Genomic DNA, 26,941 nt, shown 5'->3' on the forward strand with positions numbered 1-26,941 from the left:
CCGGTCTGAAACCGGGCGATCGCTCCGGCCTGCGGAGCGATTCGGACAGCTTACTCGGCGGCGGTGGGCGCGGCGGCCGGGGCGTCCTTGGTCTTGTAGCGGTCGGTGCGCTCGACGATGCGGGCCGACTTCCCGCGGCGGTCGCGCAGGTAGTACAGCTTGGCGCGACGCACCTTGCCGCGACGGGCCACCTTGATCGAATCGATCATCGGGGAGTGCACCGGGAACACGCGCTCCACGCCCTCGCCGTAGGAGATCTTGCGGACCGTGAAGCTCTCGTTGAGGCCGCCGCCCGAGCGGGCGATGCAGACGCCCTCGTAGGCCTGAACGCGGGTGCGCTCGCCTTCCTTCACGCGGACGTTGACGATCAGCGTATCGCCCGGCTCGAAATCCGGGATGGTCTTGGCGAGGCGCGCGACTTCCTCGCGCTCCAGCTGCTCGATGATGTTCATGGCATAGCTCCGGCCGTCGCGCCGCTTCGCCCCTCATGGGCGATCGGCGCCAGGATTTCGGCGATCCTGTTGTGAGTTGGGCGGCTCTCTACAGGATCGTTGCCGGCTTGTCGATTGCCGTTGGACGCGGTTCAGCGACGGTCCCGGTCGACCGGCTCTCGCTCCGCCTTGGCCTCGGGCAGCACGCAGGCGGCCAGGAAGGCGGCGAGGTCGTCCGTGATGTGATCGATATGCGGCTCGCGCACGGCCTCCTGCTCGAAGGCCTCGCGGTAGGGATCGGTGACCCTCGGCACCACCAGCACGGTGGCCATGCCGAGGTCGTGCGGCACCGCGAGGTTCCGGGCGATGTCCTCGAACAGGGCCGCGCGGGTCGGCTCGACGGCGTGCTTCTCCAGGAACCGCTCGTAAGTCGTGCGTTCCGGCTTCGGGACGAAGTCGGCGGCGGCGATGTCGAACACGTCCTCGAAATGATCGAGGATGCCGAGCTTGGCGGCGACGGTCTCGGCGTGCCGGCGCGACCCGTTGGTCAGGATCAGCTTGCGCCCGGGCAGCCGCTCGATCGCGTCGCCGAGGCTCTTGTCGAGCTTGATCGACGAGTGATCGATGTCGTGGGCGAAGTCGAGGAAATCGTGGGGATCGACGCCCGCCTCGACCATCAGCGCCGACAGCGTCGTGCCGTAGCGGTGATAGAAATGCTTCTGCAGCGCGCGCGCCGAGATCCCGTCGAGTCCGTAGAGCTGCATCACGTACAGGGTGATGCGCTCGTCGACCTTCGGCCAGACCGCGGCATCGCTCGGGTAAAGGGTATTGTCGAGGTCGAACACCCAGGTGTCGACGTCGGCGAAGCCGCGCGCCGCGGGGGTGGTGAACTGGGCCTTGCCGGGGTGGTGCACCGGAACCCCTCAGGTTGCTGATACCCACGGAATCTGTGGACCGGAACGGTCAAGCTCGCAAGTTTGATGCTTGTCCGGGGCTGGTCCTGTGGGCGGGGTACGACAATGCGCGGCGGGCGCAGATGTTGCCGCCACCGATGCGGGCGGCACCGCGCCGGGAGGCGGCGCGGTGCGGGTCGGTCCGATTCTCAGCCCCGACGGATCAGGGTGCCGGCGCCGTAATCGGTGAACAGCTCGAGGAGCACCGCATGGTTGACCTTGCCGTCGAGGATGACCACCGCCTCGACACCGCGCTCGAGCGCATACATGCAGGTCTCGATCTTCGGGATCATCCCGCCCGTGATGGTGCCGTCCGCGATCAGGCGCCGGCAATCCTCCACGGTGAGTTCCGGGATCAGCTTCTTGTCCTTGTCGAGCACGCCCGGCACGTCCGTGAGCAGCAGCAGGCGCTTGGCCCGAAGCGCCCCGGCGATCGCCCCCGCGAAGGTGTCGGCGTTGACGTTGTAGGTCTGGCCGTCAGCGCCGTAGGCGACGGGCGCCAGGACCGGGATCAGCTCGGCCTTCAGCACCGCGTCGAGGACGCCGCGCTCGACGTGATCCGGCTCGCCGACGAGGCCCAGATCGACGGTCTGCTCCACGTGGCTCTCGGGATCGACGACGGTCTTCATGGCCCGCTTGGCCCGGACCATGTTGCCGTCCTTGCCGCACAGGCCGACCGCCCGGCCGCCCTCGGCGGAGATCCAGCCGACGATCTGCTTGTTGATCAGGCCCGCCAGGACCATCTCGACCACCTCGACGGTGGCCTCGTCGGTGACGCGCAGGCCGCCGCGGAACTCAGACTGGATGCCGAGCCGGTCGAGCATCTTGCCGATCTGCGGCCCGCCGCCGTGCACGACGATCGGCTTCAGCCCGGACTGTTCCAGGAGGACGATGTCCTCGGCGAAATCCTCGGCCGCGGCCCGGTCGCCCATGGCATGGCCGCCGTACTTGATGACCACGATCTCCTGGTCGTAGCGCTGCATGTGGGGCAGCGCCTGAGCCAGGACCTCGGCACGCACGTGCACGTTGGGCAATTCGGTCATCGCGGTCCTTCGCCGATCCTTGGGTCGGGTCCTCGGGGGCGGATCTGCGGCCTCCCCTTCGGGCGGTGGCGCTTCTACAGGAAGCCGTCCGCGCTGCGAAGCCGCCCCGCCTCCATTCGCGGATCGGCGGCGCGCGGCCCGGCCGCCGGCGCACGGCGCCCCGGTGGCTGTCAAACTACAGTCATCCTTCGCGGGTGTTGCATTCCCGTGACAGACTGGACCGGATCCAGGCTGGCCCGGCTTGCATCGTCTGGCGGCCGGGATCATGTTGCATCGCAGCAAGCCGCTGGGCGAGCTGCCGGGAGGGCCCGATGCGGATTGCGATGATTGGGGCCGGGTATGTCGGCCTGGTCTCCGGGGCATGCCTCGCCGATTTCGGCCACGCGGTCGTCTGCATCGACCGGGATCCCGACAAGATCGCGAGCCTGAATGCCGGCCGCATGCCGATCTACGAGCCCGGCCTCGACGCGCTGGTGACCGAGAACGTCCGCCAGGGACGGCTCGCATTCAGCACATCGATGCGGGAGGCCGTGGCCGAGGCCGACGCGGTGTTCATCGCGGTGGGCACGCCGTCCCGCCGCGGCGACGGTTTCGCCGACCTGAGCTTCGTGTTCGATGCCGCCCGGGAGATCGCCGGGGCGCTCTCGGGCTTCACCGTGGTGGTGACGAAGTCGACCGTGCCGGTGGGCACCGGCGACGAGGTCGAGCGCATCATCCGCGAGACCAATGCCGGCGCGGACGTCGCGGTGGTGTCCAATCCCGAGTTCCTGCGCGAGGGCGCGGCCATCGCCGACTTCAAGCGTCCCGACCGCATCGTGGTCGGCGCCGAGGAGGCGCGGGCCGAGGCCGTGATGCGCGAGGTCTACCGGCCGCTCTATCTCAATCAGGCCCCGATCATGGTCACCGCGCGGCGCACCGCCGAACTGACCAAATACGCGGCGAACGCGTTCCTGGCGGCTAAGATCACATTCATCAACGAGATCGCGGACCTGTGCGAGGCGGTCGGCGCCGACGTTCAGGCGGTCGCTCGCGGCATCGGGTTGGACAACCGGATCGGGTCGAAGTTCCTGCATGCCGGGCCGGGCTACGGCGGCTCGTGCTTTCCCAAGGACACGCTGGCGCTGGTCAAGACCGCCCAGGATGCCGGCACCCCGCTGCGGATGGTCGAGACGGTGGTGGCGGTCAACGACCAGCGCAAGCGCGCCATGGCCCGCAAGGTGATCAAGGCCTGCGGCGGCAGCGTACGCGGCAAGACGGTGGCGCTGCTCGGCCTGACCTTCAAGCCGAACACCGACGACATGCGCGATGCGCCCTCGCTGGCGATCATCGCCGGGCTTCAGGATGCGGGGGCGAAGGTGCGCGCCTACGATCCGGAGGGCATGGAGCAGGCCCGGATCCTGATGCCGGCTGTGGATTACGCCGAGAACGCCTATGCCTGCGCGGAGGGTGCGGACGCCCTGGTGATCGTCACCGAGTGGAACGCGTTCCGGGCGCTGGACCTCGACCGGCTGCGTCAGATCATGTCCTCCGACGGATCGGCCCCCGTGCTGATCGACCTGCGCAACATCTACGACCCCGCGAGCGCGGCGCGACACGGTTTCACCTATTGCGGCGTCGGACGAACCAAGGAGAGCGTCGCGCGGAACGGGTCTTGATCATCGCGGTGGAGACCGACGGGCCTGAATTCCTGTGCGGGATCTGCGCCGGCGCGCGAAGATTTCTTCCGGAATCGGGCCCGATGCCGCTAGACGGGCTGCCGCCCCCGAGGGGCAACTGTGGCTTTCTCGTGGTCGAGTTCGCGTCTCGACAGGCGGTCCAGCGGTTCAATCTTGGCGTTTTGGGCGCAGGGATTGGATAAGCCGCTGATGAATACATGTCACAGCCTCTGGCAATTTCGCCGCAGAGGGATGACCTCGCGTTGGGGCTGGTTGGACACCGCAATGGTGCCACAGTAAGGGGTGAGAGGGTACTCACTCGTCGAGAGCCGAGCCGACTTCCGATAACGAGCGTGTGCGAACCGAACGTGACACAACGTACAGACATTGCGATTGTCGGACGCGCATGCCGACTGCCCGGAGCCCCCAGCGTCGACGGGCTGTGGTCACTCCTGTCCGAGGGGCGCTGCGCCGTCAGCAAGGTGCCGGCCGACCGGTTCTCCCTGGAGCGGTTCGCGCACCCGCGCGCCCATGAGCGCGGCAAGAGCTACACCTGGGCCGCCGGTGTCATCGACGACGTGTGGTCGTTCGACCCTGCGGTGTTCGGCATCTCGCCCCGCGAGGCGGAGCAGATGGATCCGCAGCAGCGGATGCTGCTGGAACTGACCTGGGAGGCTCTGGAGGATGCGGGCCTGCGCCCGTCCAGCGTGGCCGGCAGCAATATCGGCGTGTTCGTCGGCGCCTCGTCGCTCGATTACGGCAACCTGCGCATCCTCGACGCGCCGTCGGGCGACGCCTATGCGGCCACCGGCAACACGCTCTCGATCATCTCGAACCGCATCTCCTACATCTTCGACCTGAAGGGCCCGAGCTTCACGGTCGACACGGCCTGCTCGTCCTCCCTCGTCGCCTTCGACAACGCCGTGCAGGCGATCCGGTCGGGCCGGGTGGACACCGCGGTCGTCGCCGGCGTCAACGTGCTGGCGAGCCCGTTCAACTTCATCTGCTTCTCCACCGCGCAGATGCTCTCGCGCACCGGCCTGTGCCAGGCGTTCTCGAAGAACGCCGACGGCTACGTGCGCTCGGAGGGCGGCGTGGTGTTCGTGCTGCAATCGGCCGAGGCCGCGCGGCGCAACGGCGCCACGGTCCGCGCCGTGGTGGCGGCCTCGGGCATCAATTCCGACGGGCGCACCACCGGCATCTCGCTGCCCTCGGGCTACGCCCAGGGCGCCCTCTTGGAGAAGGTCTACCGCGAGGCCGAGATCGGTCTCGACGACCTCGCCTTCATGGAGGCGCACGGCACCGGCACGCCGGTGGGCGATCCGATCGAGGCCTCGGCCATCGGCTCGAAGCTCGGCCGCGGCCGGCAGGCGCCGCTGCCGATCGGCTCGATCAAGACCAATATCGGCCACACCGAGCCTGTCTCGGGCCTTGCCGGCCTGATGAAGGCGACGCTGGCGCTGGAGCACGACCTCGTGCCGCCGTCGCTGCATGCGGCTGAGCTGAATCCCGAGATCCCCTTCGACGACCTCAACCTGCACGTGGTGCGGAAGGCCCTGCCGATCACCCGCGGCGCGCGCGAGCGTTTCGCGGGCGTGAACTCCTTCGGGTTCGGCGGCACCAACGCCCATGTCGTCATCACCGACGCCCCGGCCTGGTCCAGGGCCGCCGAGTCGGCCCCGGCGCCGGAAGCCCAGGTGCTGCTGCTCTCGGCCCAGAGCCGGGCCGCACTGAACGAGTTGGCCCTCGATTACGCCGAGCGCCTGGAGGCCGAGCCCGCCCAGGTTCCGACCATCGCGGCCGCCGTCGCCCACCGCCGCGAGCGCATGTCGGCCCGCCTCGCCATCGCCCTCGACGGCAAGGCCGACGTGGTTGCCGCCCTGCGCGCCGTCGGCGAAGGCGAGGACACGCAGGACGCCTTCACCGGCACCGCCGTCGACCGCGTCGCCGAGGTGGCCTTCGTCTATTCGGGCAACGGCAGCCAGTGGGCCGGCATGGGCCGCGAGGCCTACGAGGAGAACCCCGCCTTCCGCGCCGCCTTCGACCGGATCGACACCCTGTTCCAGGGCTACTCCGACTGGTCGCTCAAGGACGCCCTCTACGCCGACGACCTGGACGAGCGCCTCGTGCTCACCAGCGTCTCGCAGCCGCTGATCTTCGCCATCGAGAGCGCCTCCACGGCCGCCCTCAAGGCCAAGGGTCTGATCCCGTCCTATGTCCTCGGCCACAGCGTGGGCGAGATCGCGGCCGCCGAGGCCGCCGGCATCCTGAGCCTGGAGGACGCGGTCCGGGTCATCTACTACCGCAGCCACCATCAGGAGACGACGCACGGCCAGGGCACCATGGCGGTGCTGCTGATGCCGTCCGAGGAGGTCGAGGCCTTCCTGAAGGACTACCCGTCCCTCGACATCGCCGCCTACAACAGCCCGAAGGCCGTCACGGTCGCCGGGCCGGTGGCCGATATCGACGCCGCCCTCAAGGCGCTGTCGCGCAAGCGCCGCCGCGGCCGCAAGCTCGACCTCGCCTACGCCTTCCATGGCCGGCTGATGGACCCGACCGAGAAGCCGCTCCTGCGCGATCTCGCCGGGCTGAAGGCCAAGGCCGGCACCACCGCGATGGTCTCCACCGTCACCGGCAGCGTGCTGGACGGCAGCCATTTCGGCGCCGGCTACTGGTGGCGCAACATCCGCGAGCCGGTGCGCTTCTGTGAAGCCGTGCAGGACGCGACCCGCCGCGGCGCCCGCGTCTTCGTCGAAGTCGGCCCGCGCGCGACCCTCATGTCCCATGTCGGCGACGCGGTCGAGCCGCTGGGCATCGAGACCGCCACGGTCGGCGTGATGCACCGCAAGGCCTCCGGTGGCGATCCGATCGCCAAGGCGGTCAGCGCCGCGCTGGTCCAGGGCGCGCAGGTCGACGAGACCCTGCTGTTCGGCGACGCGCCCAAGGGCGATGTCCGCCTGCCGACCTATCCGTGGCAGCGCCGGCCGTTCCGTCTCGCCGACACCACCGAAGGCGTCGGCGCGATGAGCCCCCGCCCCTACCATCCGCTGATCGGGTCGCGCACGACCTTCGACGGACTGGAATGGAACGGTTTCGTCGATCCGGTCACCGTGCCGGAGCTGGAGGACCACAAGGTCGACGGCCAGGTGATCATGCCCGGCGCCGGCTTCGTCGAGATGGCGCTGGCCTGCGTCCGCGAGGCCCTGCGCGACGACGAGGTCGTGCTGGCTGATTTCGAGATCGTGGCGCCGATGGTGTTCGCCGAGGAGGCCCTGCGCGAGGTCGCGGTGCGCCTCTCGGGCTCCGGCAACGGCATCCAGGTGCTGAGCCGTCCGCGCCTGACGCAGACGCCCTGGCAGCTCCACGCCCAGGCGAAGATCGTCGAGGGCACCTTCTCGTCGCCGAAAGCCCCCGACCTGAACGGCTTCAGCTTCGAGACCGCCGGCGAGCACGTGCTCACCGGCGACGCGCTCTACGCCAAGGCCCTCGCCTCGGGTCTGGCCTTCGGCCCGAGCTTCCAGCAGGTGGCGATGAGCGCCCGGCTGGACGACGCCACCATCGTGTCCGATCTGCTGCCGGCCGAGCCCGACAGCCGCTACGCCCTGGTGCCGAACCGGCTCGATGCCTGTTTTCACGGGTTGATCCTGCTCTTCGCCGATCTTCTCGGCGAGAATGGCGGCAAGGCCTACATCCCGGTACGCTTCGGAGAGGTGCGCCTCCTGCGCCCCGGCGCGGTGATCGCCCGTTCGATCATCCGGACACGCCGCTGCAACGAGCGTTCGATCCTGGCGGACTTCACCCTCCTCGATGCCGAGGGGGCGGTGGTCGCCACGATCCGCGAGGGCCGATTCCAGGCCCTGCGGGCCAAGAGCGGCGGTGACCTCGCGGCCTTCGCGATCTCGCAGGTGCCGGAACTCGCCACCGAGCCGACCGCGATCCCAATGGAACGCCGTCCGAGCGTGGCCGCGCGGCTGCGCCCGCTGGCCGCCGAGGCGAAGGGGCCGGCCGACGCCGCCCTGTCTCCGGGGCACCTCCTGCTGGAAGGCTGGGCGACCTCGCTCGCCTACCGCCTCGCCTCCGGTCTGGCCCAGGGTGCGACCGTCTCTGTCACCGACAGCCGCGTGCCCGAGGCCTTGCGCCCCTGGCTGCTGAACGCCCTCTACGCCCTGGAAAGCAGCGGCCTCGCCGAGCGTGCCGGCCAGAACTGGACGCTGGGCGACGGCTCCGCGTTGCCGGCGCCCGACGAGATCATGCGCTGGATCGCCGGTGATCATCCGGATCTCTCGGCCGAACTGGTGCTGATCGCCGATGTCGGCGCCCTGGTCGACCGGCTGCTCGCCGGGAAGCTGACCGACGCGCCCGCCCTGCCGCAGGGGGCGATCGACGCCTTCGTGCTGCGCTCGGCCACCGCGCGCCACGGCGCCGACGTGGTCGCCAGCCTGATCGAGCGGAGCCGAGCCCAGCTCCCGAAGGAGCGGGCGCTGCGGGTCCTCCAGGTCGGCTTCGGCCCGCTCTCGGCGCAAACCGCGACCTTCGCGGCCGCCGCCGAGGCCCGGCTCACCGTCTTCGAGACCGATCGCCGGCTCGCCGAGCGCGCCCGTCTGTCCCTGGGACGCGCCGCCGCCGTGGTCGAGACCGCCGAGGAGCTCGCTCCCGGCAGCTTCGACCTGATCCTGGCGGCCGGCAGCCTCCACCGGGGCGACCGGTCCCTTCCGGGCCAGCTCGCCGGGGCGCTCGCCACCGGCGGCCTGCTGGTGGCGGTCGAGCCGGGAGCGTCCCTGTTCCGCGACCTCGTGTTCGGTCTCACGGCCGGCTGGTTCGAGGAGGCCGTGGGCGGCATGCCTGTGGGCCGGCTCGAGGACATCGAGGGCTGGCAGCGCACGCTGAGCGCCCACGGCCTCGTCAAGGTGGAGGTCGAGCGGGCGGCCTCCGCCAACGGCGATGACCTCCTGCTGACGGCCGAGGCGCCGGTGCGTCCGGGCCCGGCTCCGGCACAGAGCTTCGCCTTCATCATCGGCTCCGACGACGAGTTCGCGGCCGAGACCGCCTCCTCCCTGGCGACGCTGCTGGTCGCGGGCGGCGTGCATGTCTCGATCATCCTCGACTCTGAGACCTCCCTGATGGAGCTGGAGAAGGAGACCCCCGACACGGTGGTGTTCCTGGCCGGCGCCTTCACCCGCGGCGGCGAGGCGGCCGAGCGGCTGCGCGACCGCTGCCTCAGCCTGAAGCGCTGCACGGAGCATCTCGGCGCCCGCCAGACCCGGCTGTGGGTCGTGGCGCCGGGGGCCACCCGCGACCGCGGCGGCCAGACCACCAACATCGAGGCCGGCGTGTGGGCCTTCTCCCGCACCCTCGCCAACGAGGCCCCGAACCTCGACGTCCGCCGCATCGACCTCTCCCCCGAGATGTCGTCGAAGCGCGCCTCGGAGCGTCTGCGCGACCTGATCCTCTCCGGCACGCCGGAGACCGAGATCGTGCTGGACGATGAGCGGACCCAGGTCGTGCGCTTCCATGCCGGCCGGCCGCAGCACCGGGATCCGGCCGATACCGTCCCGGCCGAGGCCGCGCGGCTCGAGCGCAGCAACACCGGCGGCCTCAGCGAGATGGTCTGGGGTCCGGCCGAGCGCCGCGCCCCCGGCAAGGGCGAGATGGAGATCGCGGTCGAGGCCACCGGCCTCAACTTCCGCGACGTGCTCTGGGCGCTCTCGATGCTCCCCGAGGAGATCCTTGAGGACGGCTTCGCCGGCCCGCGCCTCGGCCTCGAATGCGCCGGCCGCGTCACGGCCGTCGGCCCGGGCGTGAAGGGCTTCAAGGTCGGCGATCCGGTCGTCGCCTTCGCCCAGTCGGGCTTCGCCACGCATATCGTGGTGCCCGACCTCGTCGTCGCGCCGATGCCGCAGGGCCTCGACCCGATGGCGGCCGCCACCGTGCCGGTGGCCTTCCTCACCGCCTATTACGGCCTCGTTTCCTGCGCCCGGATGCGGCGCGGCGAGTGGGTGCTGGTCCATGGCGGCGCGGGTGGCGTCGGCCTCGCGGCCCTGCAGATCGCCAAGCTGAAGGGTGCGCGGGTCATCGCCACCGCCGGCTCCCGCGAGAAGCGGGCCCTCGTGAAGGCGCTGGGCGCCGAGCACGTGCTCGATTCCCGCTCGCTCGCCTTCGTGGACGAGGTCCGGGCGATCACCGGCGACGGCGTCGACATCGTGCTGAACAGCCTGTTCGGCGAGGCGATGGAGCGTTCGCTCAACGCGCTACGGCCCTTCGGCCGCTTCGTCGAGCTGGGCAAGCGCGACTACGTCGCCAACACCCATATCGGCCTGCGCCCGTTCCGGCGGAACCTCAGCTACTTCGGCGTCGACCTCGATCAGGTGATCCAGCACCAGGGCGATGACGGCGCGCGGATGTTCCGCGAGGTGATGGCGCTGTTCAACGACGGCGGCCTGAAGCCCCTGCCCTACCAGCCCTTCACGGCGGCCGAGACCTCGGACGCGTTCCGGCTGATGCAGCAGTCGGGTCACATCGGGAAGATCGTGATCAGCCCGCCCAAGGCCGGCACGATCATGAAGGACACGGCGAAGCCGTTCACGGTCTCGGAGACGGGCGTCCACCTGCTGACCGGCGGCCTCGGCGGCTTCGGCCTCGAGGCGGCGCGGTGGCTGATCGACCGGGGTGCCAAGCACCTCGTGCTGGCCGGCCGCAAGGGGGCGGCCACCGATGAGGCCAAGGCGATCGTCGCCGAGCTGTCGGCCCAGGGTGTGACCGTCGAGGCGAAGGCCGTCGACATCACCAGCCGCGCCTCGGTGGACCGTCTGCTCGCCGAGATCGAGCAGAAGGGCAAGAAGCTCGCGGGCGTGCTCCACGCCGCGGCGGTGCTCCAGGACGGCCTGATCTCCAACATCGACGCGGCTGCGCTCGACGCGGTGATCGGCCCGAAGGTGATCGGCGCCCAGCACCTGGACGCCGCGACCCGTGACCGGAGCCTCGACTACTTCGTCCTGTTCTCCTCGGCGACGACCTTCATCGGCAATCCCGGTCAGGGCTCCTACGTGGCCGCCAACGGCTTCATGGAGGGCTTGGCGCGCCAGCGCCGCCGCCGCGGTCTGCCCGCCCTGGCGGTGGCCTGGGGGGCCATCGGTGATGTCGGCATGCTCGCCCGCAACAGGGCGGTCATGGAAGGTCTGGCCGGTCGCGTCGGCGTCACGCCGATGGAGGCCCGCCGCTGCCTCGACCTGATGGCCGAGGCGCTGGAATGCCAGGGGACGTCCCCCGACGAGGCGGTGATCGCCATCGCGGCGATGCATTGGGGCAAGGCGCGCGAGCGGCTCGCCACCATGCGCTCGCCGAGCTACGCGGAACTCGGGTCGGACCAGCAGGTCGAGGCCGGCGGCGTCCAGGCGATCAACATCGGGGCGCTCCTCAAGGGGGGCGACCTCGACGCGGTCCGCAAGACCGTGTCGGATGCGATCGTCGAGGACATCGCCCGGATCCTGCGCCTGCCGAAGGACGACATCAGCCGCGTCCGCCAGCTTTCGGAGATCGGCCTCGACTCGCTGATGGGCGTCGAACTCGGCGCCAGCCTGCAGGAGCGCTTCGCCCTCGACGCGCCGCCCGCGGGCCTGTCCTCGGGCATGACCGTCACCGAACTGTCGGAGTCCTTAATTCAGGCGGTTTCCGCGCCCATGGATGAGACCGCCGGCGTCGCGATGAGCCTCGTGGCGAAGCATGTCGGCGGTGAGGTGGATGCGCAGATGATCGCGCCTCTCAAGGAACTCATCGAGCAGACGTCCAGCGGGATCAAAGAGACCAACTCATGACCGACACGGCACGGCCGGACGGCGGGCGGGCGGCGCTCGCCGGCTTCGTGACCAACCGGCTCGGGCGCGCCACGCCGCGCCCGGCCCCCGTCAAAGCGGCCTCGCCGGCCGGGAAGTCGGCGGCGCAGAACTTTGAGAACCTGCCGGGCTACCGGGAGCTGAAGCTTCAGCGTCAGGCGGCGGAGTTGATCGGCCTGGGCAACCCGTTCTTCCGCGTCCACGACGCCAAGGCCGGAGCAACCACCCGGATCGACCAGAAGGCCTTCACCAACTTCTCGTCGTATGACTATCTCGGCCTGAACGGCCATCCGCGGGTGAGCAACGCCGCCCGCGAGGCGATCGATGCCTACGGCACCTCCTCGTCGGCGAGCCGTGTCGTGGCGGGGGAGCGGCCGGGCCATATCAGCCTCGAACAGGCTTTGGCCAAGCACTATCAGTCCGAGGGCTGCGTCGTGATGGTGAGCGGGCACGCCACCAACGTCACGACGATCGGCGCCCTGCTGGAATCCGGCGACGTCATCTTCCACGACGCCCTCTCCCACAACAGCATCGTCACGGGCGCGCAACTCTCGGGGGCGCAGCGGCGCTCCTTCGCGCATAACGACCTCGACGCCCTGGAGACCCTGCTCCAGTCGACCCGCCACGAGCACCGCCGGGCGCTGATCGTGGTCGAGGGACTCTACAGCATGGACGGCGATGCGCCGGACCTCGCCGGGCTCGTGGCCCTCAAGAAGCGCTACGACGCCTGGCTGATGGTCGACGAGGCCCATGGTCTCGGCGTCACCGGCCGCACCGGCGCGGGCCTGTTCGAACATTGTGGTGTCGACCCGAAGGAGGTCGACATCTGGATGGGCACGCTGTCGAAGACCCTGTCCACCTGCGGCGGCTACATCTGCGGGCCGATTGCCCTGATCGAGTACCTCAAGCACACGGCGGGCGGATTCGTGTACAGCGTCGGCATGTCGCCGCCGCTCGCCGCCGCTGCCGAGGTGGCCCTCGCGGTGATGCATGCCGAGCCGGAGCGGGTCGAGCGCCTGCGTCAGAACGGCACCCTGTTCCTGGCGACCGCCAAGAAGCTGGGCCTCGACACCGGCTTCAGCCTGGGCCTCGCGGTCGTGCCGATCATCGTCGGTGACTCGCTGAAAGCCGTCACCCTGTCGGACCGGCTGTTCCGCCGGGGCATCAACGTCCAGCCGATCATCCACCCGGCGGTGCCGGAGCGGGCCTCGCGCCTGCGTTTCTTCCTGACCTCCGAGCACACCCCCGACCAGATCCGCGACACCGTGAACGCGGTGGCCGAGGAACTGGCGGCCATAGACAAGGGCGGCTCGCTGATCGAGCAGCTGCTGGCCAAGCGGGTCTGAGCCCGTCCGGGGCCGTGGGCCCCGGATCCACGTTGAGCGTTATGACGGGAAACGGGGCGCGGATGTCATCCGCGCCCCGTTTCGCTTTGAATCCAGGGTGTCTGCAGGCTCGATAAGGAAGGGCCGGGATCCAGGATCGCGCGCACAGGCGGCGCCGCGATCCCGATCGTCCCGTATGCGGGCCGCTCCCTACTTGGCGTAGGAGTAGGCCAAGGCGGCGGAGGAGACTGGTCCGGTGACGCCGCTGAAGGCGGTGAGCACCTTCTGGACCTCGGTGAACGGCGCGTTCGACACGTAGATCAGATCGCGGTTGCGCATGCGGAACGCCTGGGAGACGAACAGGCTGTTGGGATCGCGCATGTCGATCCGGTAGACCACCGGCACCAGCGGCGTGCCGAGCAGCCGCGAGCTGGGGCTGAGGCGCCGCACGACGCTGGCCGGCTCGAACCGGAAGATGAACGTCCCGGCCGGGTCGGCGGCGAAGTCCGACAGGCCGCGCGCCTTGGCCAGCGCCTGGGCCAGGGTGATGCCGTCGGCCTGGAACGGCAGCTCGGTGCTGTTGCCCAGCGCGCCCACCGCGATGAAGGTCTGCGGGTCGCGCACCAGGGTGAGCACGTCGTTGGGCCGCAGGTAGATGTTCTCCTTGGGGTTCGACACCACCGTGGTCAGCGGCACGGTCGCGGTCACCGGGCCGCGCGAGAGCCGCACGAAGGTCTCGTTGACCGGCGCGCGGTTGCCGCCGGCGGCGGCGATGACGTCGAGGATGCGGTCGCCGTGGCCCGAGAGCGGCAGGCGGGCGCCGGCGGCGCCCTCGCCGGTGACGGTCACCGCCTGGCTGATCGGCCGGGTGACCGAGACCAGCACCTGCGGCTGGATGGCCTTGCCGGCGAGTTCGTTCTCGATGAGCGCCTGGACGTCCTGGGTGCGGCGGCCGGCGACCTTGATGCGGCCGGCATAGGGCACCGAGATGGCGCCGTCGCGCCCGACGGGCTGCTCGGGGATGAGGGCGGACTTGGAGCCCGCCGAGAAGCGGTCGGCCACCAGCGGCCCGGAGAACAGGCCGCCCGACCCGGCTTCCCAGATCGAGACCGAGACCATGTCGCCGACGCCGATCACCGGCTCCGAGGAGGGGCGGTGGTCGCCGAAGGAGGCGAGCAGGCTGTCCAGCGGCCGGCCGCGCAGGGCCTCGACCACCGAGGGCGTGACGTCGATGATCTCGTAGCGGGCGATCAGGCCGCCGTCGGCGGTGGCCACCTCCGCCCCCGCCTGGATCGCGCTCGCCGTCGGACCCGCCGCAGGCAGGTAGGTGCAACCCCCTGCAGATCCCGCCGCCAGAGCGGCCATCAGGGCGGTGCGCGCCGTCTTACGCAGCATCACAGAGACTTCTCCTCGCCGACCCCGCGCCATCGCTGGCCCGGGCCGGGACATCCAGTTTGACCGCCAAACGCTGCGATCGCTTTAACGGCCGCGCCGAACCGGCGGCCGCCTCGCGGACGGTCGCGCTATCCGTGGGCAATGCGTCACCAGCGTGGCACAGCCACGCTTATGGCGCGCAAGCTTAACCTTATCATGTCCCGGCAGCCATGTCCGCCGGTGCGCTCGCGAGAATCCCCCGCAGCGCCCGCCCGAGCTCGTCGGCGGCGATGTCGACCTGAGCCGGAGCGCCCTGCGGTTGGCCGAAGCGGAACAGGGCGTAGTCGGTGGTCCGGCCTCCAAAGCCCGGCTTGCAACTCGGCAGCGACGGTGCGTGGTCACCAAACACGCAGAGCGTGATGGTCTGGTGGCGCTCGCGGGCGATGACGTCGAGGCCCGCCACGATGTCCTCCACCATCTGTCCGGTATTGGCGACGTGGTGGAGATACTGGGCCTGCGGGTCGTCAATGCCCGGCAGCCGCCCCGGCTTCCAGGGGCCGTGGTTCTCCATGGTCACGCAGAACAGGAACAGCGGCGTCTGCCGGGCCCGGACCTCCGCGAGGAGGCGATCGCCGAGGGCGATGTCTCCGACATAGGGGCCGACTCGCGGCGTGTCCGTGAAGGCTTCGCCCATCACGAGGTCGGCGAAGCCGAAGGCCTCCATCACCCGTGCCCGGCGGAAGAAGTCCCTGTGGAACGGGTGCAGGAACAACGTGCCGTAGCCCCGTCCGCGGGCGAGCCTGGCGAGGCTCGTCGGCTCGTCCCCGCCCCGGGACGTGTAGGGGTCGTACCGGCCGAAGCCGAGGCTGTCGGAGGGCCGGCCGGTGAGCACCGCGTGCTCGCTGCGCATCGTGTAGGCACCGTGCGCCGGGACCCGAAGGCGCCCGTACTGCGCGGCCCGGGTGCGGAACAGGTCCATTACCGGCAGCTTCGCGCCGCCCAGCCGCTCCGGATCGACGAAGGATTCCAGCTGGATCACCACCACGACGTCGTCGCCCGGCCCGTGCGGCAGCGCCGGCGCCTCGGGCACGGGCTCGCCGCCCGCCATCGCCCGGGCGGTGTAGCCCAGAAGGCTCGCCGGCAGGCCGACCCGGGTCACGTCCGCCTCCAGGTCGGGCTGGGGGAACCAGCGGGCGATCAGCCCTGCGAGCGGCGGGCGCGGCGCGGCCTTGACCAGCAGCCAGAGCGCGAGCGGCAGGCCGAGCAGGGCCAGGATGCGCGGCAGCGTGGCGGCGGGCAGCACGCTCGGCTCGGTCCGGTACCACAACACGGTCACCGCCAGGGTGAGCAGGACCGGACCCGCGATGCGCGGATCCCACAGGGGCGGGATGTAGTAGAGCTGCGGATGCCGCGGCACCTGGGGCAGCAGGGCGAAATCGCTGAACAGCAGCGGCTCGCCGATGACCGAGCGCTTGGCGCGGCTGACGACGATGAGGATCGCCACCGTGATCACGCAGGTCAGCCCGGCGAGCCAGGGGCGCCAGGAGAATGCGAACCAGAACAGCAGGATCAGCAGGTAGCCGAGCAGCCGCAGGCCGAGATCCCGCGGCGCGAGGCTCGCCCGGCTGAGCGAGTCGCCCGCCAAAACCTCCAGGGCGAGGCAGACGGCGAGCGCGAGACCGGTGGCGATGAGGAACGTCGTCAAGACTCGGACACTCGGCGTGGGGCGGGCCTGCTCTCCGCCGGAATCCGGTCCGGCGGGAAACAGCGCGCGGGAGCAAGGAGTTGCGAGCCGCTCCTGATCCGGAATGATCGGGACCGGCCCCGGGGCGGGCTGCTGAGGTCTGACTCTAGCAGCGCGCGCTATCGCTTTGGTGTCACATCAGAGTCTCGTGAAACCGGATTCCGCGCGACGGCCCCGGTCAAGCGCGGGCCGCCTCCGGCCTCGCGGCCGACGCCGCGCCGGAGGCGCAGGGCCCGGACCACCGGATTGAGGAGGCCGTAGCGCGCGCGCATCACCAAATGGGCCGTCCGGCCGAGGGAGAGGGCGTTGCGCGGCGCCGCCGCCCGGGCCGCGCTCAAGCGGTCGAGGAGCTGCTCCGGGCTGCACGGCTTCATCGCCACGGGGTCGAGGTAGCGCGAATAGAGGATCATGGCGCCCGCCACCAACTCGTCGAGGCTCAGCCGGCGGCCGCGATCGGCGCCCGGCGCGAGATCCTCCGACAGGCCCCAGCCCGAGTAGAACGGCCGGCCATGCGTCGCCACGCTGAGTCCGCGGATCAGGGCCTCGAATCCGGCCAATGACGTCATGGTCTCGACGTGATGCACTCGGTCGAGGAGGTCGACGATGCTGATGCCCGCGACGATCCGGTCGGCCAGGGTCAGGGCCTCCGCCTCCGGGATGATGCCGGGACGGAACCCGGCCTCCACGTCGGGATGCGGCTTGTAGAGCAGGAACGCGTCCGGATTCCGCCGCCGCGCCGCCTCCAGCAAGGCCCGGTTCGAGCGGACCAGCGGCGAACCGTGACGCACCGAGGCGTCGTCTTCCACCTGCCCCGGCACCAGCACGATCCGCCGTCCGGCGGGCCAGTCGAGGGCCGCGGAGTCGAGGCCGACATTGTACTTGCTGAGCCGGCGCGCCACGACCTCCTCGCGCAGGCGCCGCGCCCGGGCGACGAGGTCCGGGGTGAAGTCGGCCTCGGCCAGCAGGCGCTGCAGGCGGCTCTCCCGGCGCGGGTCGTAGTAGATGCCGAGGTCGTCCACCACCACGGAGGCGCCGGGCTGAAGGCTGGCGCCGAGGCCCACCGAGCGCAGGAACCCGTCCTCCACCCGGGCGAGGGGCAGGCCGGCCCGCGCGCAGGCCTCCTCGAGCTGGCCCGGGGCCCGCGTCGCCCAGGCGAGGAGGCGGCCGTCATGGCGCCGCCCCGCCGCGATCGCGGCCTCGGTGGTCATGGTGTGGATCGGCCGGCCGGCGGGCCCGGCGCCGAGGACGTCCAAGGCGGGCCGCTTCCAGCGGGACATCCCGACATAGACCACCCGCCGGTCGTTCTCGGCGAAGCTCGCGGCGAGCCATGCCACCCGCTCGGCGCAAGTCGCGCGGTCGATCGGCAGCCGGGTCCAGGGGTCGAAGTAGTGGACGCCCCCCTCCCCGCCGACCGGCGCCCCGTCGAGGCTGATCCGCAGGGATGCGAAGCCGGTCTCCGGCGAGTCGTACGGGCTCAGGAGCGGCCCGGGGGCGACCACGAGGCGGCGCCGGCCCGTCAGCGCCAGAATCCGCGCGGCCAAGCTTCCCGCGCCCCAGACCGCGCCGATCGCGCCCGGACGCGCCGCCCCGAAGGCGAGGCCCGTCGCGGCCTCGATTTCCGCCCGCAGGCGGCGGATCGTGCGGCCGGTCGCATAGAGCGACGAGGTCGGGTCAGGGGGCATGGTCGGTGCGTCCGGCTCCGGTCGGGTGAGGTGCTGGGCCCGCCTGTAGCGCATTTTCGTCGGCCTGGGATGTGGTGCAACGCGGGGACAACCTGAGCGCGCGTCGCCGTCGCCACGTCCTGGAAAGGATTTGGACATATCGTCGCCGCGATTGCCCGCCTAATCCGAAGGCTGAGCCGCAGGCGTGCGACCGTTGCAGACGGGCCACGCAGGCGCGGAAATGCCATGCCGCGGCATGGCTTCGGATTGCGGGCCCGCCGGGCGCCGTGCCACCTCAAGAGTCTCTCGTCGGTTCGGTTCATCCGGCCCTGGGTCAAGGACAGAAGCGCCGCGGAATGCAACAGCCCGCCCTCGACGTCCCTCGCGACCGCCCCGCGACTTTCCTCTTCCTGCAGGGCATCGCGACGCCGTTCTTCTCCGATCTCGGAAAGGCGCTGCGCGCACGGGGACACACTGTCCGGCGCATCAATCTCTGCCCCGGCGACTGGCTGTTCTGGAGCGGCGACGCCGACAATTACCGGGGTCGCCGCGAGGCCTGGGGCGAGTATCTCGAGGCCTATCTCGACCGCGAAACCGTGACCGACATCGTTCTGTTCGGCGATTGCCGGCCGTTCCACAAGGCCGCCCGCATGATCGCCGAGTATCGCGGCCTGCGGGTGCATGTGTTCGAGGAAGGCTATATCCGGCCGAACTGGATCACCTGCGAACTCGGCGGCGTGAACGGCTTCTCGTCCCTCCCCCGGACGGCCGCCGAGATCCGGGCTCTGGCGCGGCGCCTGCCGCAGCCCGGCCGGGCGATGCCCTCGACCGGCGACATGGCCCGTCGCAGCGTCTGGGACGTCGGTTACAACCTCGCCAACGTCCTGTTCCCCTACCTCTTCCCGCATTTCCGCAGCCATCGGCCGACCCATATCGCCGCCGAGTATGCCGGCTGGGTCAAGAAGTTCGCCCGCCGCGCCCATACCCGCCGCGAGGCGGCGCGCTGCGACGAGATTTACCGCGCGGTCGGCTGCGACTACTTCCTGCTGCCGCTCCAGCTCGACAGCGACTACCAGATCCGGGTCCACTCGCCGTTCCTCGGCGTCGAGGGCTTCATGGACCGGGTGATCAAGTCTTTCGCGGACGGCTCCTCGGCGCCGACCCGGCTCCTGGTGAAGCTGCACCCGCTCGACAGCGGCCTGATCAACTGGCGCAAGTTCGCCCGCGCTTCGGCCCGCCGCCACGGCGTCAGCGATCGGCTGGACTTCATCGACGGCGGCGACCTCCCGGCCCTGATCAAGAGCGCCCGCGGCGTGGTCATCGTCAATTCGACGGTGGGGATGCTGTCCCTAGAGATGGGCTGTCCGACCCACGCGGTCGGCACCGCGATCTACAACATGGCCGGCCTGACCCATCAGGGCGATCTCGACAGCTTCTGGAAGAGCCCGACGCCGCCGGAAATGGACCTGATGGCGGATTTCCGCCGCGTCGTCCTGCACCGGACCCAGGTCAATGGCGGCTTCTTTTCCAAGGAAGCGATCGACCGGGCCGTGGCCGGCTCGGTTCCGCGGATGGAATCGGCCCTGCCCGATTCGATGCTGGCGGCGGCGCGGGCGGTCGTCGAGGCGGCCGAGCGGGACGGCGAACTCGCGCCGGTCTACTGACCGGCCGGCCGCCGACCCGTCGTCATTCGGCGGCCTTTGATGCGGCTTTCGCCGCCGGTGAGTCTTTCGCGACCTTGATCTTTCCATGCGCGGCGGCGTAACCCGCCCCATGCCCCGCATTCTGATCACCGGCGCGTCGAGCGGCATCGGCGCCGCGCTGGCGCGCCACTACGCGCAACCCGGCGTGAGCCTCGTCCTCGTCGGACGCAACGCCGAACGCCTGGAGGCGGTCGCCCGCGACTGCCGTGCCAGCGGCGCCACCGCCGAGACCGCCCGCCTCGACACCCGCGACCGGGCCGCCACGGTGGCGCTCGTGCGGCAGTCGGACACGGAGGCGCCCCTCGACCTCGTCATCGCCAATGCGGCGGTGAACGGCGGCAATCAAGAGGGGCAGGTGGAGGCCGAGGACGTCGCCTTCGAGACCGCGGACATCAACTACACCGGCTCGCTCAACGTGATGCTGCCCGCTTTGACGCGGATGCTGGAGCGCGGGCGCGGTCAGATCGTGCTGCTGTCGTCGCTGGCGGCCTACGCGCCGCTTCAGGACGCGCCGGCCTATAGCGGCGCCAAGGCGGCGCTCGTCGCCCACGGCCTCGCCCTGCGCCAGAAGGTCGCGCCCCGGGGCGTGAAGGTCAACGTCGTCACGCCCGGCTACGTGAAGACGCCGATGGGCGGCGAACTGAAGGGCTGGCGCCCCCTCGAGATCAGTGCCGAGGCGGCCGCCGTGCGCATCGCCAAGGGCATCGCGGCCAACCGCGACGTGATCGCCTTCCCCTTCATCCTCACGGCGCTCGCCCGCACCGTGCTGCTCCTGCCGGAGAACGTCCGCAAGGCCGGCCTCTACGCCTTCCGATTCCAGCGCCGGAAGCGGCGCTGATGGCGCGGCCCCGGATCGCGCTGTTCGTCCTGGAGGCGCTGCCGAACGCCCGCGTGGTGCGCCGGCTCGTCGCCGATTACCGGGCCGACATCGCGTTCGTGGGCCTCTCCAATGCCGAGCGGCCCTCGAGCGGCGGCCTCACCGGCCAGATCCGGCGACACCTCGCGCGCTCGGGCACTGGGATCCTGCCGTATCTGGCGGTCAATTTCGGCCTGCCGGACCTGCTGCGCCCCCTGGCGCCCCTGACCCAGGCGGCGTCCGGAAGCGGCGATGCGCCGGAGGCGACACCGCTCAAGACCTTGTGCCGCCGCATGGGCATCCCGACCGTGACGGTCGACGACGTCAACGGTCCCGACGTCGCGCGGACCCTGCGGGACACGGCGCCGGACCTGATCCTCACCTACCATTTCGACCAGATCCTCAAGCCCGAGACGATCGGGCTGGCGCGGCTCGGCGGCATCAACGGACATCCCGGCCTGCTGCCGCGCCACCGCGGTCCGGTGCCGACGATCCACGCCCTCGCCGAGGGCCCCGGCAGCTTCGGCATGACCCTGCACCGGCTGGCGGCCGCGATCGATACCGGGGCGATCCTCGCCCAGGAAGCCGTACCGCTGCCTGCCGGCACCACCGCCACCCGGGCCGCCGTGGCGCTGCATGCCCACGGGCGCGGCATGCTGGACGGGCTGCTCGACACGATCGACCGGACCGGTAGCCTGCCCGAGGGGCAGACTGTGCCGGTGCTGCCCTACTGCCCATTCCCGGACCGCGCGATGCTGGCCTCCCTGCGCCGCCGCGGGCTGCGTCTGACGGATGGGCAGGATCTCCGCGAGGCGCTGAGCCTCTCCGCCCGGGCGTCTTAACCGCAGGTTAAGGCTGTTCGACAAGGTTTCGGTCAGATCCTCGCCGTCGACAGGGCCCGCGCATGCCGGATTCCAGCGCCCTCCACTCGGCCTCCAGCGCGCTGGCCGCCGGCCGGCAGGTGCAGAGCGGGCGGATCCGCGCGATCTCCGAGAACCTCGCCAACGCGGATTCGGTCCCGACCACCCCCGGCGGCGCCCCCTATGCGCGCAAGATCGCGGTGTTCGCCCCCGTGGTCGCCGACGCCCCCGGAGACCCGGTCGGCCGGATCGTCCGCGACACCACCGGCTTCCGCAGCCGCTACGACCCGACCAATCCCGGTGCCGACCTCCAGGGCTATGTCCGCCTGCCGAACGTGAACATCGCGGTGGAATCGGCCGACCTGCAGCGGGTGATCCGGAACTACGAGCTCAGCCTCAACGCCTCGTCGTCGATCAAAACGCTCACGCAGGCCACGATCAACCTGATCGGCTGAACCCGGCGTGCCGCCGGCCGTAGCCGGCGTAGATCGCGAGGCCGATCGCCAGCCAGATCGCGAGGCGGATCCAGGTGTCGGCCGGAAGGGCGGCCATCAGCGTCACGCAGGACAGGATCCCGAGCCCCGCCGTGAGCGTCACCGCCGGCACGCGGAACGGACGCGCCCGGTCCGGGGCGGTGCGGCGCAGGATCAGCACCGTGGCGCAGACGAGGCAGAAGGCCAGGAGCGTGCCGATGCTGACGATCTCGCCGAGCACGTCGATGGGCACGAGCCCCGCGACACCAGCGGTGAACACGCCGATGACGAGCTGGCTCGCCACGGGCACCCGCGTGACCGGATGGACCCGGCAGAAGATCTCCGGGAGGAGTCCGTCCCGGGCGATGGCGAAGAAGATCCGGCTCTGTCCGTAGAGGGCGGTCAGCGCCGAGGTCGTCAGGCCGATCAGGGCGCCGACCTTGATCACGGTCGAGAACCCCGACAGGCCGATCACGTCCACCGCCTTGGCCACCGGGTCGGCAACGTTCAGATCGCGATAGGGCACGAGGCCGGTGAGGACGGCCGCCATGGCCACGTACAGGATCGTGGTGATCAGGAGCGATCCGATCAGGCCGACCGGCGCGTCGCGCTGCGGCGCCCGGCACTCGCCCGCGGCCGTCGCCACGGTCTCGAAGCCCACGAAGGCGAAGAACACCACCGCGGCGCCGCGGAACACGCCGCTCCAGCCATAGGCGCCGAAGGCGCCGGTATTCTCGGGCACGAAGGGGTGCCAGAGTTCGGGCCGGAGATGGGCGGCTCCGACGCCCACGAAGGCCAGGATGATCGCGACCTTGCAGACGACCAGCAGCCCGTTGACCAGGGAAGCCTGCTTCGTCGCGCGCATCAGGAGCGCGCTGAGCAGCAGCACGATGCCGACGGCCGGCAGGTTGACGAGCCCGCCATCGCCGGGGGCCCTGGCCAAAGCCGGCGGCAGATGCAGACCGAACTCCGCCGCGAGGGATTGCGCGTAGCCGGACCAGCCGACCGCCACGGTCGCCGCCGCCACGGCGAATTCGAGGACGAGGTCCCAGCCGATGATCCAGGCGGGGAGGCGGCCGAGGCTGGCGCGGGTGTAGGTGTAGGTGGATCCCGCCTCCGGGATCATAGCGGCCAATTCGGCGTAGCACAGGCCGACCAAGCCGCAGGCGATGCCGCCGATCACGAAGGAGAGGCTGAGCGCGGGACCCGCATACTGCGCCGCCGCCGTTCCGGTCAGCACGAAGATGCCGGCGCCGATCGTGGCGCCGAGGCCGATGGCGACGAGGCCCGGAGCGGTGAGGCTCCGGGCGAGCTCACGCCCCTCCCCGGCATCCGCACGCTCATTCCTGGTCATCGCGGGATCCGCCATCGCGTCCCTTCTCCCTCGCCCGGATGGTCATCTGGCACAGTCCATGCCGGGATGCCGGCCTCCCCGGAGGCGTGACCAACTCCGATCCGGTCCAAGTCCGGTCGTTGGCGGACCAGCCTATCGCGGCACCGCGCCCGCGGACCTGTCGGGCGCTCCCGGATCGCGGGCGGCAGACGGGGCGGACGCTGCGGCGTCGATCATCCGGGTGTCGGTCCGGAATGCCCGGGCCACGAGGCCGCAGAAGCGGATGAAGGCGCGGCCCTGGGGGGTGATGACGTAGCCGTCGGCCGTCTGCGCGACGTTGCCCGAGGCCTGCTGCTCGGACAGGCGCCGCTCCATCTGCCGGAAGGCGCCGAGATAGACCGTCTCGAACACCGTCCGCGCCCGCTCCGGGGTGAAGCGCTCCTCGGGATGGGCTGCCATCTGGCCGAGCAGGAACACGCTGATCGAGCGGTCGACCGTCACCGGCAGGATCACGAAGGCGCTCAGGTTGAGGGCCAGCGACAGGACGCAGGCGCCGAGGGCGTCCCGGCGGCGCAGCCCCCAGGCCCGGCCGAGGCCGGCAAGCGCCGCCGTCGCCGCCAGGGTCAGCAGGAAGGCCACGCCCAGCAGGATCAGGCCGCGGTAGAACAGGATGGTCACGCCGGACCAGAGATCCGTCTGGAACAGCAGCACGAAGCAGCCGAGGCCGAGGGCGACGGCGCCGGCCTGCAGCAGCGCCTGGGCGCAGAGCCAGCGCACGACCTGTCCGGCGCGCCGGCCTGCGGGGGGCCTGGAGCCGGCGTCAGTCATGAAGATCCTCGACCCGCAGGATCCGGACGAGCGGATCGGCATAGACCGCACGGTGCCGCCAGACCCAGGAATCCTGGCTGCTCCAGGGGGCATCCTGCTCGGTGACGACCAGGGCGCCGATCCCGGCCGTTTCGGCCCGGCGGCGCACCTCGCGACCGTCCAGGCGGTCGCGGAAGATCGGCGCGACATCGGCGAGCCGGGACGCCACGGCCTCGGGCGGGGCGCCGAACAGCCGCGCCTCTGAATCGGCCACTCCCGTCGGCTGGAGCCCGTAGAGGCCGAAATCGAACACCCGCCGCGGCACGGGCGATTGCTGCAGCACCAGATCCCGGGGCAGGTGCAGGCCGGCCCAGGCATAGGCCGCGCGCAGCGCCCGGTCGATGTCGGGACGGCCGGCCAAGCGAGCGAAGGCGGGCCGGTCGGAGGCGGAATAGGCGCGCATCCCGACGAAGCCGTAGAGGGTCGTCGCGTATCCGAGGATCAACAGCGTGGCGAGCAGGCCGGGGAACCGGAGTCGCCGCGCCTCGACCAGGCGGCTCAGGGCCACGACGGTCCAGACGAGGGCCGCGACCTGCGCCAGCAGGACCACGCGGGCGCCGAGGTCGTTGTTGAGGATCGCCGAGCGGAGGAGGCCGCCGAGGAGCAGGCTGGCCGCTGCGCAGAGGGTGAGCAACCGTCCCGCCTCCCGGGCATGCGCTTCACGGCGCGGGACGAGCCGCCAGAACAGCAGCGTCCCGGCGGCGAAGACACCCAGCGCCACGTAGTAGTTCAGCGGCAGCAGGACGATCCGGAGCGCGCTCAGGGCGGGCTCGTCGACGAGTCCGTCGAGGGGCCCGAATCGCCGGATCGCGAGTCGGATCGGCGAGCCACCATCGGTCCGGTTGGCCAGGATGCTCAGCAGGCAGGGTGCGGCCAGCGCGGCGCTGAGCAGGCCGGCGACCGCCAGCCGGGCCGCGGCGCGCCAGCGGCGCTCCAGGCCCAGCAGCACCAGCCAGATCCCCGCGGCGGTCGCCGTGCCGAGACAGACCCAGACCGACAGGCCCGCGCAGGCCGCGAAGGCCAGGCCCGCGACACCGATCGCCACGGCTTCCGTATGCCGACTCGGCTGCGTGCGGTCGGCCACCTCGGCCAGGGCCAGGAGGCCGAGCCATCCGGCCAGGGCGCCGGCCACGTGGTGCGGCACCCAGACCAGGGAGGCGGGCCAGTTGAGGACCTGCTCGTTCACCCATTCCGGAACCGGTAGCCAGGTCCCGGACGCGGCCCGATCGGCGAGGACCAGCAGGATGTCGAGGCCGCCCGCCGGCAGCAACAACAGCACCGCGCGGCGGACGAGCCGGGGCGCGGCGTCTCCCAGGAGGCCGGTCGCGGCCAGGAGCCGGTCCAGCAGGCCGAGGAGCGCGAGACCGGTCCAGAAGGCCAGCCCCGCGAAGGCGGTGCGCCCGTCGACGAGGCGCCCTCCGACCCCGTCGACCAGCGCGGTGAGCGTATAGAACTCATAGTAGTAGCCCGCCCGATCGGGCCGGGCGAAGAAGGGATCCACGGGCGGAAGCCCATGCGCGACGATCGCCCGCGTGAGAGCCGCGTGCTTGACGAGGTCGATGACCGTCACGGGCTGATAGAGGGCGGTGCCGGTGTCGATGTCGATCAGCGCATAGGCTACGACGCCGAGCCAGAGTGCGGCGAGCGCCAGGACCGCCCGGTTGAGGGACGTCCGCAGGCTTCGCAGGGCCGGAAGCAGCGCGGCGAGTCCCAACGCGCCATTCGCCAATGCCGCAGCCGGGACGCCTGCTGCCTGGATCACCAGGCTGTCGAGGGCGGGCAGGAGCCCGATCCCGAGGAGCGCCCCGCACAGCAGGCGGTCGCCGGCCGCGAGCGCACGGAAGCCGAAGATGCCGGTCAGCCTGCCCAGGGCGTAGCCCGGCAGGAGGACGAGGGGGATGCCGAGCAGCGTCGCCACCACGACGCCGCACGCATCCGAGAGGGTGCCGTTCATCGCCGGGCCGCGTTTCGTGCTCCGGCTCGGCTACCATGCACGCGTTAACCGTTCCCTTGGAAAATCCGGGGCCCCTTGGTGCGGCGGCTTCGCGCCCTGTCCTTGCGCAGGATCGGGGCCGTTTCCACGAGCGTTCCGCCTGTCGGGGCCAGGGCCGCGGGGGCGTCGCGAGCCCGATGCCCGTTCCCGGACGGGTGCTGCGCCAGGGGGCCGCGGCTTGGCACGACCCGGCCCGGCCCGGCGGAGCCGGCACGCGGGTCGCCGCGAGAACCGTTCAGTCGCGACCGCTTCGCCCAGGGCTGGCATAATTGGCGATTTCGTGTATGGATCGCGCGGCCTCGACCCGGGTTACCGGGCGGGGCTTGAGCCGCTTGGCGCTGTGACCGTGCTGGACGACATCCCGGCACCGGCCGAACGCCGAGCCCGCGCGCGCCCGAACGGGGCGCCGCATCCGACCAGCACAACCCGAAAGGCATGCGATGTCGATCACGGCAGAGCGCAAGACCGCGCTCATCAAGGAACACCGCAAGGACGCCAAGGACACCGGGTCCCCCGAGGTCCAGGTGGCGATCCTCACCGAGCGGATCACCAACCTGACCGGCCACTTCAAGACCCACGGCAAGGACAACCATTCCCGCCGCGGCCTCCTGAAGCTGGTCTCGCAGCGCCGCTCGCTGCTCGACTACGTCAAGCGCAAGGACGAGGCCCGCTACCGCGCCCTCATCGAGCGTCTCGGCATCCGCCGCTAAGGCGCGTTTCGCGCGGTTCCGGGCCCGGCCCGGGGCCGCGTTTCACCATCGCGGGCTGCCGGAATGGGTCCGGCCTCCCGACAAACGGGCCGCTTCGAGGCGCCGGCATCGGGGCAGGATCGCACGACACT

The 26,941-nt window shown here is 71.0% G+C and carries 17 protein-coding genes; 8 read left to right on the top strand and 9 right to left on the bottom strand.

Annotated features, from left to right (window positions below):
• Nucleotides 1-50: 50 nt before the first annotated feature.
• The 3 genes from rplS to argB all read right to left on the bottom strand — a co-directional run bounded on the left by rplS (nt 51) and on the right by argB (nt 2,427).
• Entirely contained in the window at nt 51-452 is a 402-nt protein-coding gene (rplS, locus tag A3862_RS26305) for a 50S ribosomal protein L19 (protein WP_043351057.1), read from the bottom strand.
• A gap of 131 nt (nt 453-583) precedes the next feature.
• Complete coding sequence (locus A3862_RS26310) at nt 584-1,345, bottom strand: pyrimidine 5'-nucleotidase (protein ID WP_043756067.1); 762 nt, start codon at nt 1,343-1,345, stop codon at nt 584-586.
• A gap of 188 nt (nt 1,346-1,533) precedes the next feature.
• Nucleotides 1,534-2,427, bottom strand: a complete 894-nt coding sequence (gene argB, locus A3862_RS26315) for an acetylglutamate kinase (RefSeq protein ID WP_043351054.1) — start codon at nt 2,425-2,427, stop codon at nt 1,534-1,536.
• 311 nt (nt 2,428-2,738) lie between these two features.
• Here argB and A3862_RS26320 point away from each other — a divergent pair, with 311 nt between their 5' ends.
• The 3 genes from A3862_RS26320 (at nt 2,739) to A3862_RS26330 (ending at nt 13,257) form a co-directional block, all read left to right on the top strand.
• Entirely contained in the window at nt 2,739-4,082 is a 1,344-nt protein-coding gene (locus A3862_RS26320; RefSeq protein WP_043351052.1) for a UDP-glucose dehydrogenase family protein, read from the top strand.
• 368 nt (nt 4,083-4,450) lie between these two features.
• Nucleotides 4,451-11,893 (top strand): type I polyketide synthase, encoded by a 7,443-nt coding sequence (locus tag A3862_RS26325; protein WP_170861887.1) that lies wholly within the window; start codon nt 4,451-4,453, stop codon nt 11,891-11,893.
• The gene (locus A3862_RS26330; RefSeq protein WP_043351049.1) at nt 11,890-13,257 is read left to right on the top strand and encodes an aminotransferase class I/II-fold pyridoxal phosphate-dependent enzyme; all 1,368 of its coding nucleotides are present in this window, start codon (nt 11,890-11,892) and stop codon (nt 13,255-13,257) included. The genes A3862_RS26325 and A3862_RS26330 overlap by 4 nt, the downstream gene beginning before the upstream one ends.
• A 189-nt stretch (nt 13,258-13,446) precedes the next feature.
• Here A3862_RS26330 and A3862_RS26335 read toward each other — a convergent pair whose 3' ends face one another.
• The 3 genes from A3862_RS26335 to A3862_RS26345 form a co-directional block, all read right to left on the bottom strand.
• A complete protein-coding gene (locus A3862_RS26335) occupies nt 13,447-14,631 on the bottom strand; it encodes a polysaccharide biosynthesis/export family protein (RefSeq protein WP_111474110.1) in 1,185 nt (394 codons plus the stop codon).
• A 193-nt stretch (nt 14,632-14,824) separates the two neighbouring features.
• Nucleotides 14,825-16,315 carry an LTA synthase family protein gene (locus tag A3862_RS26340; RefSeq protein ID WP_043756062.1) on the bottom strand — a complete coding sequence of 497 codons (1,491 nt, stop codon included), beginning with the start codon at nt 16,313-16,315 and terminating at the stop codon, nt 14,825-14,827.
• A 158-nt stretch (nt 16,316-16,473) separates the two neighbouring features.
• Nucleotides 16,474-18,036, bottom strand: a complete 1,563-nt coding sequence (locus tag A3862_RS26345) for a capsular polysaccharide export protein, LipB/KpsS family (protein WP_236961545.1) — start codon at nt 18,034-18,036, stop codon at nt 16,474-16,476.
• Between the two features lie 335 nt (nt 18,037-18,371).
• On the opposite strand from A3862_RS26345, the gene A3862_RS26350 reads away from it, so the two are divergent.
• From A3862_RS26350 to A3862_RS26365, 4 genes are all read left to right on the top strand, one after another.
• Nucleotides 18,372-19,679, top strand: a complete 1,308-nt coding sequence (locus A3862_RS26350; RefSeq protein ID WP_043348864.1) for a capsule biosynthesis protein — start codon at nt 18,372-18,374, stop codon at nt 19,677-19,679.
• A 109-nt stretch (nt 19,680-19,788) separates the two neighbouring features.
• Entirely contained in the window at nt 19,789-20,556 is a 768-nt protein-coding gene (locus A3862_RS26355) for an SDR family NAD(P)-dependent oxidoreductase (protein WP_043348866.1), read from the top strand.
• Nucleotides 20,556-21,416 (top strand): formyltransferase family protein, encoded by an 861-nt coding sequence (locus A3862_RS26360; RefSeq protein WP_043756053.1) that lies wholly within the window; start codon nt 20,556-20,558, stop codon nt 21,414-21,416. The genes A3862_RS26355 and A3862_RS26360 overlap by 1 nt, the downstream gene beginning before the upstream one ends.
• Nucleotides 21,417-21,478: 62 nt before the next feature.
• Complete coding sequence (locus A3862_RS26365) at nt 21,479-21,889, top strand: flagellar basal body rod C-terminal domain-containing protein (protein WP_043348870.1); 411 nt, start codon at nt 21,479-21,481, stop codon at nt 21,887-21,889.
• Here A3862_RS26365 and A3862_RS26370 read toward each other — a convergent pair.
• The 3 genes from A3862_RS26370 to A3862_RS26380 all read right to left on the bottom strand — a co-directional run bounded on the left by A3862_RS26370 (nt 21,873) and on the right by A3862_RS26380 (nt 26,061).
• Entirely contained in the window at nt 21,873-23,261 is a 1,389-nt protein-coding gene (locus tag A3862_RS26370) for an amino acid permease (protein ID WP_442919047.1), read from the bottom strand. The two genes, A3862_RS26365 and A3862_RS26370, sit on opposite strands and share 17 nt — an antisense overlap.
• A 132-nt stretch (nt 23,262-23,393) precedes the next feature.
• A complete protein-coding gene (locus tag A3862_RS26375) occupies nt 23,394-24,068 on the bottom strand; it encodes a hypothetical protein (protein ID WP_052083555.1) in 675 nt (224 codons plus the stop codon).
• Complete coding sequence (locus A3862_RS26380; RefSeq protein ID WP_043756049.1) at nt 24,061-26,061, bottom strand: hypothetical protein; 2,001 nt, start codon at nt 26,059-26,061, stop codon at nt 24,061-24,063. The genes A3862_RS26375 and A3862_RS26380 overlap by 8 nt, the downstream gene beginning before the upstream one ends.
• A 479-nt stretch (nt 26,062-26,540) precedes the next feature.
• Between A3862_RS26380 and rpsO the strand changes: the two genes are divergently transcribed.
• On the top strand, nt 26,541-26,810 hold the full coding sequence (gene rpsO, locus A3862_RS26385; RefSeq protein ID WP_012317943.1) for a 30S ribosomal protein S15: 270 nt from the start codon (nt 26,541-26,543) through the stop codon (nt 26,808-26,810).
• Nucleotides 26,811-26,941 lie beyond the last annotated feature (131 nt).

This window comes from Methylobacterium sp. XJLW, from assembly GCF_003254375.1.
GTDB classification, from domain to species: domain Bacteria; phylum Pseudomonadota; class Alphaproteobacteria; order Rhizobiales; family Beijerinckiaceae; genus Methylobacterium; species Methylobacterium fujisawaense.

Bases quoted from the DNA above. Each gene is read 5' to 3' on its own strand.
- rplS (WP_043351057.1), bottom strand. From the start codon at position 452: ATGAACATCATCGAGCAGCTGGAGCGCGAGGAAGTCGCGCGCCTCGCC.
- argB (WP_043351054.1), bottom strand. From the start codon at position 2,427: ATGACCGAATTGCCCAACGTGCACGTGCGTGCCGAGGTCCTGGCTCAG.
- A3862_RS26320 (WP_043351052.1), top strand. From the start codon at position 2,739: ATGCGGATTGCGATGATTGGGGCCGGGTATGTCGGCCTGGTCTCCGGG.
- A3862_RS26330 (WP_043351049.1), top strand. From the start codon at position 11,890: ATGACCGACACGGCACGGCCGGACGGCGGGCGGGCGGCGCTCGCCGGC.
- A3862_RS26335 (WP_111474110.1), bottom strand. From the start codon at position 14,631: ATGCTGCGTAAGACGGCGCGCACCGCCCTGATGGCCGCTCTGGCGGCG.
- A3862_RS26345 (WP_236961545.1), bottom strand. From the start codon at position 18,036: ATGCCCCCTGACCCGACCTCGTCGCTCTATGCGACCGGCCGCACGATC.
- A3862_RS26350 (WP_043348864.1), top strand. From the start codon at position 18,372: ATGCAACAGCCCGCCCTCGACGTCCCTCGCGACCGCCCCGCGACTTTC.
- A3862_RS26355 (WP_043348866.1), top strand. From the start codon at position 19,789: ATGCCCCGCATTCTGATCACCGGCGCGTCGAGCGGCATCGGCGCCGCG.
- A3862_RS26360 (WP_043756053.1), top strand. From the start codon at position 20,556: ATGGCGCGGCCCCGGATCGCGCTGTTCGTCCTGGAGGCGCTGCCGAAC.
- A3862_RS26365 (WP_043348870.1), top strand. From the start codon at position 21,479: ATGCCGGATTCCAGCGCCCTCCACTCGGCCTCCAGCGCGCTGGCCGCC.
- A3862_RS26370 (WP_442919047.1), bottom strand. From the start codon at position 23,261: ATGACCAGGAATGAGCGTGCGGATGCCGGGGAGGGGCGTGAGCTCGCC.
- A3862_RS26375 (WP_052083555.1), bottom strand. From the start codon at position 24,068: ATGACTGACGCCGGCTCCAGGCCCCCCGCAGGCCGGCGCGCCGGACAG.
- A3862_RS26380 (WP_043756049.1), bottom strand. From the start codon at position 26,061: ATGAACGGCACCCTCTCGGATGCGTGCGGCGTCGTGGTGGCGACGCTG.
- rpsO (WP_012317943.1), top strand. From the start codon at position 26,541: ATGTCGATCACGGCAGAGCGCAAGACCGCGCTCATCAAGGAACACCGC.